This window comes from Reyranella massiliensis 521 (assembly GCF_000312425.1).
GTDB classification, from domain to species: domain Bacteria; phylum Pseudomonadota; class Alphaproteobacteria; order Reyranellales; family Reyranellaceae; genus Reyranella; species Reyranella massiliensis.
On sequence record NZ_HE997181.1, the window covers coordinates 2,117,462 to 2,130,277 of the forward strand.

Here is a 12,816-nt window from a genome sequence, read left to right on the forward strand (position 1 = left end):
GCACCGGCAGCCGTACCGCCCCCTCCGCCGGTGGCTGTGGCCGCGGTCCAACCGGAGCCCGCACCGCCTCCGCCGCCACCTCCGCAGCCGATGACGCCCGCCCAGGCCGGGTGGGTGGGGCGCCGCCGCCTCGCAGCGCGCCGGTCCATGTTGCCGCAACGCCTCCCGCCGCAGCGACGCCGGTAGCGGCAGCCAGCGCGCCCGGCGTGCATGCCAGCGGGTTCTACATTCAGGTCGGTGCCTTCTCGACGCCTGAAAATGCCGAGCGCCAGCGCAGCGCCGTCCGCAGCTACGGGACGACCGAAGTGACGCATGGCGCGACTTCCGGACGCGAGGTTTATCGCGTCCGTCTGGGCCCCTATACAACGTCGGATGCCGCCGGCATCGTTGCCGACCGGCTGAAGCGCTCCGGCTATGGTGATGCACGTGTCATTGCGGATTGAACCCAAACGCGCCTTGCGCGCGTCCCTCGCGCCCCTGTTGGCCGTCGGTCTCGTCGGCGGCCTCCTCGGCCCTTCACTCGACGCGTTCGCGCAGCAGGAGCAGCAGCGCCGCCAGCAGGCCCAGCCGCAGAAACCTGCCGCAAAACCGAAGCCCTCGCAGGGGACGGCCGCGTCCAAGCCCGAGAAGCCGACGGGCACGAAACCCGAGGCATTGCCGCCATCGCAGATCGGCATCGGAACCCTGGCACGTCACGCCTTCATGGTCGATCCGCAGACCTCGACCGTGCTGCTCTACAAGGACGCCGAGACACCGATGGCGCCCTCGTCGATGGCCAAGCTGATGACGATCTACATCGTCTTCGAGGAGCTGGCCGCGGGACGCCTGAAGCTCGACTCCGTCTTCAAGGTCAGCGAACGGGCGCGAGCCATGGGCGGCTCGCGCATGTTCCTCGAACTCGGCAGCGACGTCAGCGTCGAGGATCTGATCAAAGGCATCATCGTGCTGTCGGGCAACGATGCCTGCGTGGTGATCGCCGAAGGTCTTTCGGGAACCGAGGAAGCCTTCGCCGAGCGCATGACCAAGCGAGCACGCGAACTCGGCCTCACCAAATCCGTCTTCAAGGATGCCTCGGGCTGGCCGCATGAGGGGCAATACACGACGGCCCGCGATCTCGCGGTGCTGTCGCATCGCACCATCGAGGACTTTCCGCAGTACTATCACTACTATGCCGAGCAGAACTGGACCTACAACAACATCCGGCAAGCGAACCGCAACCGGCTCCTGAAGCAGACGCCCGGTACCGACGGCCTCAAGACCGGCCATACGGAAGAGGGCGGCTACGGGCAGGCAACATCGGCGATCCGCGACGGGCGGCGTCTGATCCTGGTGGTTAACGGTCTCACCTCGATGGCCGAGCGTGCGCAGGAAACGTCGCGGCTGATCGAGTGGGGTTTCCGCGAATCGACCAACACCACCATATTCCGCGCCGGCGACACGGTCGCCGAAGCGCCGGTATGGCTGGGCGCGCAGGACAATGTGCCGCTGGTCATCCCCAAGGCCGTGCTGGTCACGTCGCCTGCCGGGCAGCCACCGTCGCCGCGTGTCGTCGCACGCTTTGAAGGGCCAGTTCCCGCGCCGATCGCCAAGGGCACCAAGATCGGCACTGCCGTCATCACGCTGGCCGACGGCAAGACGCTGGAATACCCGCTCGAGGCCGGCGCCGACGTGCCGCGCATGGGGGTCGTCAGCCGCGTCGGCGCCATGATCAAGCATTACCTGTTCGGCTGGCTGTCGTGACGGGTGCCCAGGAGAGGGCGAAAAAGGGGCGCTTCATCACACTGGAAGGCGGCGAAGGGGCGGGGAAGTCGACCCAGATCGCCCACCTCAAGGCGTTCCTGGAAAAGCGGGGCCGTTCGGTCCTGACGACCCGCGAACCGGGCGGCGCTCCAGGCGCGGAGATGGTGCGCAAGCTCCTGGTCGAAGGACCGGCCGAGCGCTGGGATGGAGTCACCGAAGCATTGTTGCACTTCGCAGCTCGCCGGGAGCATCTGCGCAGCACCGTGTGGCCGGCGCTGAAGCGCGGCGACTGGGTGGTGAGCGACCGTTTCGCCGATTCGACGATGGCCTACCAGGGGGGCGGCTACGGCATCGACCGCGCGCTGCTCGACAAGCTCTATGGCATCGCCGTCGGTGACTTCCGTCCCGACCTTACGGTGATCCTCGACTTGCCCGTCGAGGCTGGTCTGGCACGCGCGGCGGCGCGGCGCGGAAACGAGACGCGCTACGAATCCTTGCCGCGCGATTTCCACGAGCGGGTTCGCAAGGGCTTTCTCGACATCGCCGCCGCCGAGCCCGATCGCTGCCTGGTGATCGATGCGACAGCCGGCGTCGAAGCGGTTGCATCGGCAATCGCCGAGGCCGTCACCCGGCGCCTGAAGGTCTGAGCGTGGCACGCGGCAAGACGCCCTCCGATCCGGCCGAGCTCGAGAAGCTCGAATGGCCCTATGGCTGGCCGCCCCCGTGGCGCAACAACCGGCTGCTGCATCACGAAGCCGCCGAGAAGACCATGCTGGCCGCACAGCAGAGCGGCCGGCTGCACCATGCCTGGCTGCTCACGGGACCACGCGGCATCGGCAAGGCGACGCTTGCCTGGCGCTTTGCGCGCTTCCTGCTGGCCGGGCAGCAGCAGGGTGGATTGTTCGGGGATGCTCCCGACGGGCTCGACGTTGCCGCCGATGCGCCGGGCCGGTCGTTGATCGACGCGCGCTCGCACCCCGATCTCTTTCATCTCCGCCGTGCACTCAATCCCGATACCGGCCGGATGCGCGCCGAGATCGCCGTCGACGATGTGCGCGACCTCGGCGCCTTCATGCATATGACGCCGGCGATGGGCGACTGGCGAGTGGCCATCGTCGACTCGGCCGACGAGATGAACCGCAACAGCGCCAACGCCGTGCTGAAGGTCCTCGAGGAGCCGCCGCCCAAGGCGGTGCTGCTGATCGTGAGCCACGCGCCGGGCCGCCTGCTGCCGACGATCCGCTCGCGCTGCCGTCGCCTTGCCTTGCAGCCGCTGCCGGAAGAGACGGTGGTGAGGCTGCTGGGCGACTATGCGCCCGAGAGCAAGCCGGAGGAGCGGACAGCGCTGGCGCAACTTGCCGAAGGCAGCATCGGCCGTGCGCTCGAACTGGCCGGGGCGGGCAGCCTCGCTCTCTACCGCGAGATGGTCGAGGTGCTGGCGACCTTGCCCGATCTCGACATGCCGCGGCTGCACGGATTTGCCGAGCGGTTCGCCCGCCGCGGCGAGGAGGCGAATGCCGACTGGCGCTCGCTCAATTACCTGTTCGACGGCTGGTTGAAAGGCTTGGCCCGTGCTGCGGCATTGGGGCCGGAAAATGACAGGAAAGCTGCACCTGTGGTGCCGTCGGAGCTTGGCCTGCAAGCCCGCCTGCTCGAGGCGGCGAGCCTTGATCGTTGGATGGAGGCATGGGAAAAGGTCGCCCACCTGTTGTCCCGTGCCGATGCCGTCAATCTCGACCGCAAGCAAACGGTGCTCGGCAGCTTCCTGGCTCTCCAATCGGCGATGCGCTGAAGCGCTGATCCTGGCGCTCCGGGAGGAGCGTCTCAGGGGCGAGCAGGGATTCGGAGTTCTGTCATCATGTCGGGCCGTAAAACCTTCTACACCACCACGCCAATCTATTATGTGAACGATGTGCCTCACATCGGGCACGCCTACGCGACTCTGGCGTGCGATGTGATGGCCCGCTTCAAGCGCCTGGATGGTTTCGACGTCCACTTTCTGACGGGCACTGACGAGCACGGCCAGAAGGTCGAGAAGGCTGCGGCAGCCGCGGGCATGTCGCCCCAGTCGTTCACCGACAAAGTGAGCCAGTCGTTCCGCGACCTGCTCGGCGTGATGAACTACAGTCCGGACAACTTCATCCGCACGACCGAGAAGCGCCACTACGCCTCCTGCCAGGCGCTGTGGGAGAAGCTCGTCGCGTCCGGCGATATCTATCTCGGCAAATATGCCGGCTGGTATTCCGTGCGCGACGAGGCGTTCTATGCCGAGGACGAGACTACGGTCGGCCCCGACGGCAAGCGCCGCGCCGGCCCGGTCAACAACGAGGTCGAATGGGTCGAGGAGCCGTCGTATTTCTTCAAGCTCTCGGCGTGGGGCGACCGGCTGCTGGAGTTCTACGAGAAGAACCCGCGCTTCATTGCGCCTGAGAGCCGCCGCAACGAAATCATCAGCTTCGTCAAGGGCGGGCTGCAGGACCTCTCGGTGTCGCGCACCAGCTTTTCGTGGGGCGTGCCGGTGCCGGGCGATCCCAAGCACATCATGTACGTCTGGCTGGACGCGCTCACCAACTACATCACCGAGTGCGGCTATCCCGACGAGAGCAATCCGCTATGGCGCTTCTGGCCGGCCGACGTCCATGTCGTCGGCAAGGACATCATCCGCTTCCACTGCGTCTACTGGCCGGCCTTCCTGATGTCGGCCGGCCTGGCGCCGCCCAAGCGCGTCTTCGCGTCCGGCTGGTGGACGACCGAAGGCCAGAAGATTTCCAAGTCGCTGGGCAACGCCATCGATCCGGTCGCGGTGACCAAAGAGTTCGGCGTCGATCCGGTGCGTTACTTCCTGCTGCGCGAAGTGCCGTTCGGCAACGACGGCGACTTCCAGCGCCGCGCCCTGATCGGCCGGCTCAACGCCGACCTCGCCAACGCCTACGGCAATCTCTGCCAGCGCGTGCTTTCGATCGTCGCGAAGAACTGCGGCTCAGTTGTTCCGCCAAAGGGTGTGCTGACCGACGACGACAATGCGCTGCTGGGACGGGCCCAGGGGCTGCTTGCGGCGGTTCGCGCCGAAATCGACGAGCAGGCCTTCCATCGCGCCTTGACCGCGATCTGGGAAGTGATCGCCGACGCCAACCGCTATGTCGACGCGCAGGCGCCCTGGGCGCTCGCCAAGACCGATCCGGCACGGCGCGACACGGTGATGTGGGTGCTGGCCGAGACGATCCGGCGCGTGACGCTTCTGGTTCAGCCGTTCATGCCTGAATCGGCCTCGAAGATCCTGGAGCAGCTTGCCGTGCCACAGGAGGCGAGGACCTATGCGGCCTTCGACCAGGAGCTGGCGCCCGGCACGGCGTTGCCCAAGCCGCAAGGCGTCTTCCCCCGTTACGTCGAGCCGGCGAAAGCTGCCAGCTGATATGCTGATCGACAGCCACTGCCATCTCGACTTCCCCGAGCTGGCCGGCGACGAAACCGCCGTGCTGGCGCGTGCCCGCTCGGCCGGCGTGGCCGGGATGCTCACTATCGGCACGCGGCTCGACCAGTTCGAGCGGGTCCGCGCGATTGCCGAGCGTCACGACAACGTCTGGTGCTCCGTCGGCGTCCATCCACACGAGGCCAAGGAGGAGGGGCAACGCACTCCCGACCGGCTGATCGAGGCGGCGCATCATCCGAAGGTCGTGGGCATCGGCGAGACCGGCCTCGATTTCTATTACGAGCACAGCCCGCGCGAGGAACAGGCCGAGAGCTTTCGCGCCCATATCGCCGCTGCACGCCAGACCGGCTTGCCGCTGATCGTCCATACGCGCGACGCCGATGCCGAGACCGGCGACATCCTCGAAGACGAGTACGCCAGGGGCGCTTTTCCCGGCCTGATCCACTGCTTCAGCTCCGGGCCGGACGTGGCGCGCCGCGCATTGGCCCTAGGGCTCTACATCTCGATCTCGGGCATCGTGACCTTTAAGGCCGCCGAGAGCTTGCGCACCATCGTGCGCGACATCCCGCTCGATCGGCTGCTTGTCGAGACCGATGCGCCCTATCTGGCGCCCGTGCCAAAGCGCGGCAAGACCAACGAGCCCGCTTTCGTCGCGCACACCGCAGCCAAGGTGGCCGAACTGAAGGGCATCGGCATCGCCGAACTCGAGGCGGCCACCACCGACAATTTCTTCCGGCTGTTTACCAAGGCGGAGCGTTCCCGGTGCGGGTGACTATTCTCGGCTGTGGCACCTCGGGTGGCGTTCCAAGGCCCGGCGGCAAGGATGGGCAAGGGGAGTGGGGGGCGGCCGATCCCACCGACAACCGCAATCGCCGGCGGCGCTGCTCGATCCTGGTTCAAGACCAAGGGAAGACCGTACTGGTCGACACCTCTCCCGACCTCCGCAGCCAGCTTTTGGATGCCAGGGTCGAGCGCGTCGACGCCGTCCTGTGGACCCATGACCATGCCGATCAAGTTCACGGTATCGACGACCTCCGTGCCTATGCGCTGCGTCAGGGGCAGATCGAGTCCTGGTCCGACGAGCGTACCTGGGGCGTGCTGAGGCGGCGCTTCGGCTATTGCTTCGAGGCCGAAGGCGGCGGCTTCTACAACCCGATCTACCGGCACAGCCTGATCACCGGCCCCTTCACGGCTGCCGGCCTGCCGGTCGTGCCGTTCGTGCAAGACCACGGCACGATCCCGTCGCTGGGTTTCCGCTTCGGCAAGGTTGGCTATGCCAACGACGTCGTCATGCTGTCGGACGAAGCTCTCGAGACATTGGCTGGCGTGGAAGTGCTGATTGTCGACGCGATGCGTTACCGGCCGCACCCGACGCACGCCCATCTCGAACGGGCGCTGGAGTGGATAAGCCGCGTGAGGCCCAGTCGCGCGTTCTTGACCAACATGCATGTCGACATGGACTATGCCGAGGTCGACCGGGTGACACCCGCTCACGTTCATCCTTGCTACGATGGACTATCGATAGATATTTCTTAGTTTAAACAATGTGTTATGGAACATTGTTAATGTGTAACCTCAGATGAGACAAAAGGAGTCCGGTCGCCGCTTGTTCCTGCTTGCCGGACTTGCGGCCGGCGGCCTGCAGTTCTGTGGCCCATCGGCTCGTGCCCAAGGCGGCGATCTCAGCACAGGCGGCCTGACATTCCGCGATTTCGGGATGGCCGACAACGGCGCGAGCTTCTCTCATGGCCAGCAAAGCATTGGTGGCGGCACCACGGGCGCAGGTCGGTCACGATCAACGAAGCTCGTTGGCGTCGACAGCAATGCGCTGTCGGCACGAGTCCAGTTCCAGTCGATCAAGGTCGAGATGACGCTGCCCATGGGCTGGCAGGCGACGGAGGACTGGGAGCGGGGCCTGGCGTACAGCATCGACAAACGCTACCGCGTGATCGTCTGGCGGGTCGACTTCGAGTTCGAGGGCGTGAAGGACGCCGAGCACTACGCGGCGACCAAGGCGGGCTCCATCAAGGCACGTCGGCCCGGCGTCGAGGCACGGGCTCGCAAGCTCAGCGACGGCAGCCTGCTCGTGGTCTACGAGAACGTCCCGAAGGCCCAGGGGGACAGCGAGACGCGAACGGTGTTCGATCTCGTCGTGCCAAGCCCGAAGGACTCCAAGTCTGGCGTACTGCTGACCCTGGGCGTCCCGGCAAGCGATGCCAACCGTGGCCTCAATCTCCTGGCGTTGTTAAAGCAAAACATGCGGATCGACTGGCAGTTCGTTCTATCTAAACCACAATAGATATTTTCCATAATATATATTATACGATAACCCGACCTAAGATCGAAGCCGCATGCCAACCGGACGCCCCACAGCCGACCAGCTTCCCAAAGAGCCCCTCCAGCGCCTGCTGGCCGTGATGGCCTGGCTGCGGAACCGTGAGCATGGCTGTCCTTGGGACATCGAACAGACCTTCCAAACCATCGTGCCGTACACGATCGAGGAAGCCTACGAGGTCGCCGACGCCATCGAACGAGACGACATGGCCGCCCTCAAGGAGGAACTCGGCGACCTGCTGCTGCAAGTGGTCTATCACGCCCAGATGGCCAGCGAGGCCAAGGCGTTCGGGTTCGACGACGTGGCCGCCGCCATCGCCGACAAGATGGTCGACCGGCATCCGCACGTCTTCGGCGACCTCGACATCAAGACGGCCGACGCCCAGACGATCTCCTGGGAGGCCCGCAAGGCCGCAGAACGAGCGGCCAGGCAACAGGGCGTCCAGAACGGCAGCCAGCCTGTCGGAGCCCTGGACGGGATTGCCCGCGCCCTTCCCGCCCTGATGCGCGCCGAGAAGATCCAGAAGCGGGCGGCCCGGGTCGGCTTCGATTGGGCCTCGACCGGGCCCGTCATCGACAAGATCGAAGAAGAGCTGGGAGAGCTCCGCACGGAGATCGAAGCGGGCACGGTCGACCAGGCCCGCCTGACCGACGAACTGGGCGACGTGCTGTTTGCCGTCGCCAACCTGGCGCGCCATTGCAAGGTCGATCCCGAGGTCGCCCTCAGAGCGACCAACGACAAGTTCGAGAAGCGCTTCCGCCACATCGAACAACGTCTGGCCGAACAAGGCCGCAAGCCTGCCGATGCCAGCCTCGAGGAAATGGAAGCCTTCTGGCAGGAAGCGAAGACGAAAGCTTAACTATGGCTTGGGAGCGAGCAACGGAAGCTGGACAGCCTCGAGCAACGCCCTTGCCTCGTCGAGCGCCTCATTCGACGTCGAGGAGATCAGGCCGGCCGCCAGGCCCTGGGTTGGCGCATAGGGCGAGCCATTGAACTGAACCGAGCCACCGCCCGCCTCGCGCATCATCAGCGAACCTGCAGCATGGTCCCAGGGCTTGGTCATCCGGTAGAGGTTGAAGTCGGCGCGGCCCGACAGGAGTTCGATGTATTCGAGGCCGGCGCAGCTCAAGGTCGACAGTCGGCCGAGCTTGGCGCGCTGCTCCTGGCCGAGCTGGCGGTCGAATTCCTTGATGACCCGATAGCCGACATAGCCGATCAGCGGCCGGTCGAGCGCTCTTGCTGCTATGGCAACACCGTCGAGCGTCACGCCACCGTCACGGTGGGCTTCGGCCAGATGGTTACGCGGCACATCGAGGATCCAGCCGGCGACCGGCATGGTGTCGTGCACCAGGCAGACGATGATGGCGAAACGGTCCCTGCCCGCGGCAAAATTCGCGGTGCCGTCGAGCGGATCGACGATCCAGCAGGTCTCTCCCTGTCGCGCAATCAGCTCGAGCAGGCCCGGATCCTTCTCGACCGCCTCCTCGCCGACGACGGGTACGCCGGGCAGGATCTTGGCAAGGCCGGTCGCCAGGCGCTGCTCCGCCGCCTCGTCGGCGACGGTCACGATATCGCCCGGACGCTTCTGGCGGATATCGCTCTTGGCGAGGTTGCGGAACCGCGGCAGCAGTTCGGCCGCCGCGGTTTCGCGGATAAGTTCGGCGACTCGAAGCGAATCGCCGTCCGTCAGCATCGGTTCAGCCGACGACGCCGAACAGATCTTCTTCCTTCAGGATCACATGATCCGCACCACCGAGCTTGACCTCGGTGCCGGACCACTTGCCGTACAGAACCGTGTCGCCGACCTTGACGTCGAGCGGCTGCAGGCGGCCATCTTCGAGGCGACGGCCCTTGCCGACGGCCACGACCTTGCCCTGCATCGGCTTTTCCTGGGCAGTGTCCGGAATGATCAGGCCGGCCTTGGTGCGGGTCTCGGCTTCGACCGGCTTCAGCAGCAGTCGGTCGTGCAAGGGCTTGAATTTCATGGTGTTTCCTTTGTCTCGGGGTTGGGCGCTTATAGGTAGCGGGCCTGCCGGGTGTCAACGCGGCCATCAGCGCGGCCTTCAGCGCGCCAGGCGCCGCTCGAACTGTGCGGCGGCGGCATCGTCCAAAGCGACGGTCAGCCAGGCCACGTCGCCCTCGTCCCGCCGGCTGCGCACCTCGCCGTGGCGGTAGAGCCAGGCGATGGTCGCGCCGTCGGACAGCGGCACCGACACCTCACGGGCTTCGCCGGCATGGCTCAGGAAGGCGCCGATGGCCTCCAGGAGCTGCTCGACCCCTTCCCCCGTCAGCGCCGAGACCGGGTATTGCCGGGCCCGGTCAGCGCCGGTCGCCGCCCTGTTCTCGAGGATGCCGCGAACGTCCGCCGGCAACGCATCGATCTTGTTCAGCGCCTCGATCAGGGGCCGGCCGGCCCCTTCGTCGAAGGCACCGAGGTCGCGCAGCACCTGCTCGACATCGGCGCGCTGTTGCTCGCTGTCGGGATGGGCAATGTCACGCACATGCACGATCAGGTCCGCCTCGATCACCTCTTCCAGCGTGGCGCGGAAGGCCGCCACCAGATGGGTCGGCAGGTCGGAAACGAAGCCCACCGTGTCGGAGATCACGCAGCCCTTGCCGTTCGGCAGCTTGATCGAGCGCATGGTGGGGTCGAGCGTGGCGAACAGGAGGTCCTTGGCCATGACGCCGGCGCCCGACAGACGATTGAAAAGCGTCGACTTGCCGGCGTTGGTATAGCCGACCAAGGCGACCGTCGGCAGGCGGGCTTTCTTGCGACCGGCGCGATTGACGGCGCGCGTCTTGCGCACGCCCTCGAGGTCGCGCTTGATGCGCACGATGCGTTCGCCGATCAGGCGGCGGTCGATCTCGATCTGCGATTCACCGGGGCCGCCCAGAAAGCCGAAGCCACCGCGCTGGCGTTCCAGATGGGTCCACGACCGCACCAGGCGGCCGCGCTGGTAGTCCAGCGCTGCTAGCTCTACCTGCAGGCGTCCTTCATGGGTGCGGGCGCGGGCGCCGAAGATTTCGAGGATCAGGCCGGTCCGGTCGATCACCTTGGCCTGCCAGGCCTTTTCGAGGTTGCGCTGCTGGACCGGCGTCAGCTTGTCGTCGACGACGACCAGCCCGATGCCCTGCTCCTCGACTGCAGCCTTGATGCGTTCGACGACGCCCTTGCCGACGAGGGTTGCCGGCGTGATGCGGCGCAACGGCGCGACCTGGGCCAGCCGCACATCGAGGTCGATAGCGCGGGCCAGCCCCACTGCCTCTTCGAGCCTGGCGTCGCTGTCTCTCGTGTCGCCGCCGTTTCGCGGTCCCGCGACAAACGGACAGAGCACCGCGGCAACCGTTGCCGGTCGCGCGGTCTCGGTCGGCTGGCGCGTGCGCTTGTGTTGGTCGTTCTGCTCGAGATCGTCGATCAAGTCAGCCCGCTGCGTCGGCTTTGTCCCCGTCGAACAGCTGCACCGGCGTGACCGGCATGATGGTCGAGATCGCATGCTTGTAGACAAGCTGCGAATGTCCGTCACGGCGCAGCAGCACCGAGAAATTGTCGAACCACGTAACGATGCCCTGCAGCTTGACGCCGTTCACGAGAAAGATCGTGACGGGGGTCTTGTTCTTCCGCAGGTGGTTCAGGAAGACGTCCTGAACGTTCTGTGCCTTTTCGCTCATGTTCTTGGCCTCTTGCTGGGCATCCGGCTGCCGAAGGGCGCCCGGTTCAGAAAGGTACGGGGTCTCTCCCCGCTACCGAGTTACGACGAATATAGGGGACACTTTTCTCAAAGCAATGCCACCAGTTCATGACAATTACGTGCGCGCAGACGCGGCGGATATTCCATCAGCGTGGCGGACAATTGTTCAGCGCCACCGACCAGCACCGGCAAACAGCCCGCCGCATGGGCGCATTTCAGATCAGCCAGAGTGTCGCCGACCATCCACACGGTCTCGTCGGGGGCAATTCCCGTGCCGTTCAGCGCCATGAAGATCGGATCGGGCGCCGGTTTGTCGCGGAGGGCGTCCTTCGCCCCGACGGCCCGAGTTATCCACTTCTGCCAGCCAAGATGTGAAAGCTCGGCCCTGAGATTGTCCCCCACCTTGTTGCTCACGACCGCGACGTAGCAGCCAAGGCCGTGGCAATGCGCCAGAAGCGCTTCCGCATCCGGCAGCGGCTGCAACCGCTCCAGGTGAATCCGATAGAAGGTCTCGTAGAAGACCTTCTCGGCCTCGCTGGCACGCGGGCCAAACAGGCTGGGGAAGAGATCGCGCAGCGAGCCGTGCGCGAAGTCTTGCACTTGCTGTGCTGACCAGGGTTCTCGACCGAGGGCTACGAATGTGTCGCGATAGCACTCGACGATCGTCGGCCAAGTGTTGACCAGCGTATTGTCCCAATCGAACAGAATGGCGCGCGGCGGCTTTGCGCCGGCGGACAAGCTCACGTCACTGCCTCGCCCGTCTCCGAAAAGCGGACATATTCCTCGCGCAGGCGGCGGGCCATATCGCCGACCTTGCCGTCGCCAACGGGGTCGCCGTCGATCTTCACGACTGGGGTGACGAACGACGTCGCGCTCGTGATAAACGCTTCCTTCGCCTTTTTCGCCTCCGCCAGGGTGAAAGGACGCTCGACGAGCTTGAGCTGAAGCGAGTCGCAAATCGACCTCAGCGTATGCCGCGTGATGCCGGCCAGAATCCCGTTGTCGGTCTGGCGCGTCACCAGTTCCCCCTCGCCCGTGACGATCCAGGCATTGGTCGAAGCGCCCTCGGTGACGCATCCCTTGCCGTCGACCAGCCAGGCCTCGTAGGCGCCGCTCTCTCGCGCCGCCTGCTTGGCCAGCACGTTGGGCAGAAGAGCGACGGTCTTGATATCGCAGCGCCCCCACCGGATGTCCGGCTGGCTCTTCACGGCGACGCCAGGGCCGGTATCGGCGACAATGTGCTTGGTGTTCTTGGTCGTCAGCACCAGCGCAGGCTTCACCGGCGTCGTCGGAAAGGCATGGTCGCGGCGGGCGACGCCGCGCGTCACCTGCATGTAGACCAGGCCGTCGTGCAGACGATTGCGCCGCATCAGTTCGCGAATGATGAAGCCCAGGGTGTTGCGCGACACTGGCCAGCCGATTCGCAGCTCACGCAGCGATCGATCGAGCCGGTCGATGTGCGGCCCTTCGTCGATCAGCTTGCCGCCGCGTACGCCCACGACCTCGTAGACGCCGTCGGCGAGCTGGTAGCCACGATCCTCGATATGAACACTCGCCTCGCGGTGATCCACGTAGCGACCATTGACGTAGGCATAACGCGCCATAACGCTCTCCCCAGAACC

Annotated in this window: 15 protein-coding genes; 9 read left to right on the top strand and 6 right to left on the bottom strand. The window is 65.6% G+C overall.

Going from position 1 to position 12,816, the window contains the following annotated elements; all coding sequences use genetic code 11:
- The 9 genes from BN60_RS10450 to mazG all read left to right on the top strand — a co-directional run.
- Positions 1-443 (top strand): SPOR domain-containing protein (locus BN60_RS10450; RefSeq protein WP_177324797.1); only part of this gene is annotated, 443 nt, incomplete at its 5' end.
- Positions 427-1,740 carry a D-alanyl-D-alanine carboxypeptidase family protein gene (locus BN60_RS10455; RefSeq protein ID WP_215905900.1) on the top strand — a complete coding sequence of 438 codons (1,314 nt, stop codon included), beginning with the start codon at positions 427-429 and terminating at the stop codon, positions 1,738-1,740. The genes BN60_RS10450 and BN60_RS10455, both read left to right, overlap by 17 nt.
- A complete protein-coding gene (gene tmk, locus BN60_RS10460; RefSeq protein WP_020695990.1) occupies positions 1,737-2,387 on the top strand; it encodes a dTMP kinase in 651 nt (216 codons plus the stop codon). Before BN60_RS10455 ends, tmk begins: the two co-directional genes overlap by 4 nt.
- A 2-nt stretch (positions 2,388-2,389) precedes the next feature.
- Positions 2,390-3,532, top strand: a complete 1,143-nt coding sequence (locus BN60_RS10465; protein WP_020695991.1) for a DNA polymerase III subunit delta' — start codon at positions 2,390-2,392, stop codon at positions 3,530-3,532.
- Between the two features lie 66 nt (positions 3,533-3,598).
- Entirely contained in the window at positions 3,599-5,152 is a 1,554-nt protein-coding gene (gene metG / locus BN60_RS10470) for a methionine--tRNA ligase (protein ID WP_020695992.1), read from the top strand.
- Position 5,153: 1 nt separating this feature from the next.
- A complete protein-coding gene (locus BN60_RS10475) occupies positions 5,154-5,942 on the top strand; it encodes a TatD family hydrolase (protein ID WP_020695993.1) in 789 nt (262 codons plus the stop codon).
- A complete protein-coding gene (locus tag BN60_RS10480) occupies positions 5,933-6,706 on the top strand; it encodes an MBL fold metallo-hydrolase (protein ID WP_020695994.1) in 774 nt (257 codons plus the stop codon). Before BN60_RS10475 ends, BN60_RS10480 begins: the two co-directional genes overlap by 10 nt.
- Positions 6,707-6,887: 181 nt before the next feature.
- A complete protein-coding gene (locus tag BN60_RS10485; RefSeq protein ID WP_177324798.1) occupies positions 6,888-7,469 on the top strand; it encodes a hypothetical protein in 582 nt (193 codons plus the stop codon).
- Positions 7,470-7,521: 52 nt separating this feature from the next.
- Positions 7,522-8,364, top strand: coding sequence for a nucleoside triphosphate pyrophosphohydrolase (mazG, locus tag BN60_RS10490; protein WP_020695996.1), 843 nt, complete (start codon positions 7,522-7,524; stop codon positions 8,362-8,364).
- Here mazG and BN60_RS10495 read toward each other — a convergent pair whose 3' ends face one another.
- The 6 genes from BN60_RS10495 to BN60_RS10520 all read right to left on the bottom strand — a co-directional run bounded on the left by BN60_RS10495 (position 8,365) and on the right by BN60_RS10520 (position 12,798).
- Complete coding sequence (locus BN60_RS10495) at positions 8,365-9,198, bottom strand: inositol monophosphatase family protein (protein ID WP_020695997.1); 834 nt, start codon at positions 9,196-9,198, stop codon at positions 8,365-8,367.
- Positions 9,199-9,202: 4 nt separating this feature from the next.
- Entirely contained in the window at positions 9,203-9,490 is a 288-nt protein-coding gene (locus BN60_RS10500) for a co-chaperone GroES (protein WP_020695998.1), read from the bottom strand.
- A 78-nt stretch (positions 9,491-9,568) separates the two neighbouring features.
- Complete coding sequence (gene hflX / locus BN60_RS10505) at positions 9,569-10,924, bottom strand: GTPase HflX (protein WP_020695999.1); 1,356 nt, start codon at positions 10,922-10,924, stop codon at positions 9,569-9,571.
- A gap of 1 nt (position 10,925) precedes the next feature.
- Positions 10,926-11,174 carry an RNA chaperone Hfq gene (gene hfq, locus BN60_RS10510; protein WP_020696000.1) on the bottom strand — a complete coding sequence of 83 codons (249 nt, stop codon included), beginning with the start codon at positions 11,172-11,174 and terminating at the stop codon, positions 10,926-10,928.
- Between the two features lie 107 nt (positions 11,175-11,281).
- Entirely contained in the window at positions 11,282-11,938 is a 657-nt protein-coding gene (locus BN60_RS10515) for an HAD family hydrolase (protein WP_020696001.1), read from the bottom strand.
- Positions 11,935-12,798: a D-amino-acid transaminase gene (locus BN60_RS10520; RefSeq protein ID WP_020696002.1), complete on the bottom strand. Its 864-nt coding sequence runs from the start codon at positions 12,796-12,798 to the stop codon at positions 11,935-11,937. Before BN60_RS10520 ends, BN60_RS10515 begins: the two co-directional genes overlap by 4 nt.
- Positions 12,799-12,816: the final 18 nt, after the last annotated feature.

Coding starts and splice junctions, on each gene's coding strand:
- metG (WP_020695992.1), top strand. CDS start 3,599: ATGTCGGGCCGTAAAACCTTCTACACCACCACGCCAATCTATTATGTG.
- BN60_RS10475 (WP_020695993.1), top strand. CDS start 5,154: ATGCTGATCGACAGCCACTGCCATCTCGACTTCCCCGAGCTGGCCGGC.
- BN60_RS10485 (WP_177324798.1), top strand. CDS start 6,888: ATGGCCGACAACGGCGCGAGCTTCTCTCATGGCCAGCAAAGCATTGGT.
- mazG (WP_020695996.1), top strand. CDS start 7,522: ATGCCAACCGGACGCCCCACAGCCGACCAGCTTCCCAAAGAGCCCCTC.
- BN60_RS10495 (WP_020695997.1), bottom strand. CDS start 9,198: ATGCTGACGGACGGCGATTCGCTTCGAGTCGCCGAACTTATCCGCGAA.
- BN60_RS10500 (WP_020695998.1), bottom strand. CDS start 9,490: ATGAAATTCAAGCCCTTGCACGACCGACTGCTGCTGAAGCCGGTCGAA.
- hfq (WP_020696000.1), bottom strand. CDS start 11,174: ATGAGCGAAAAGGCACAGAACGTTCAGGACGTCTTCCTGAACCACCTG.
- BN60_RS10520 (WP_020696002.1), bottom strand. CDS start 12,798: ATGGCGCGTTATGCCTACGTCAATGGTCGCTACGTGGATCACCGCGAG.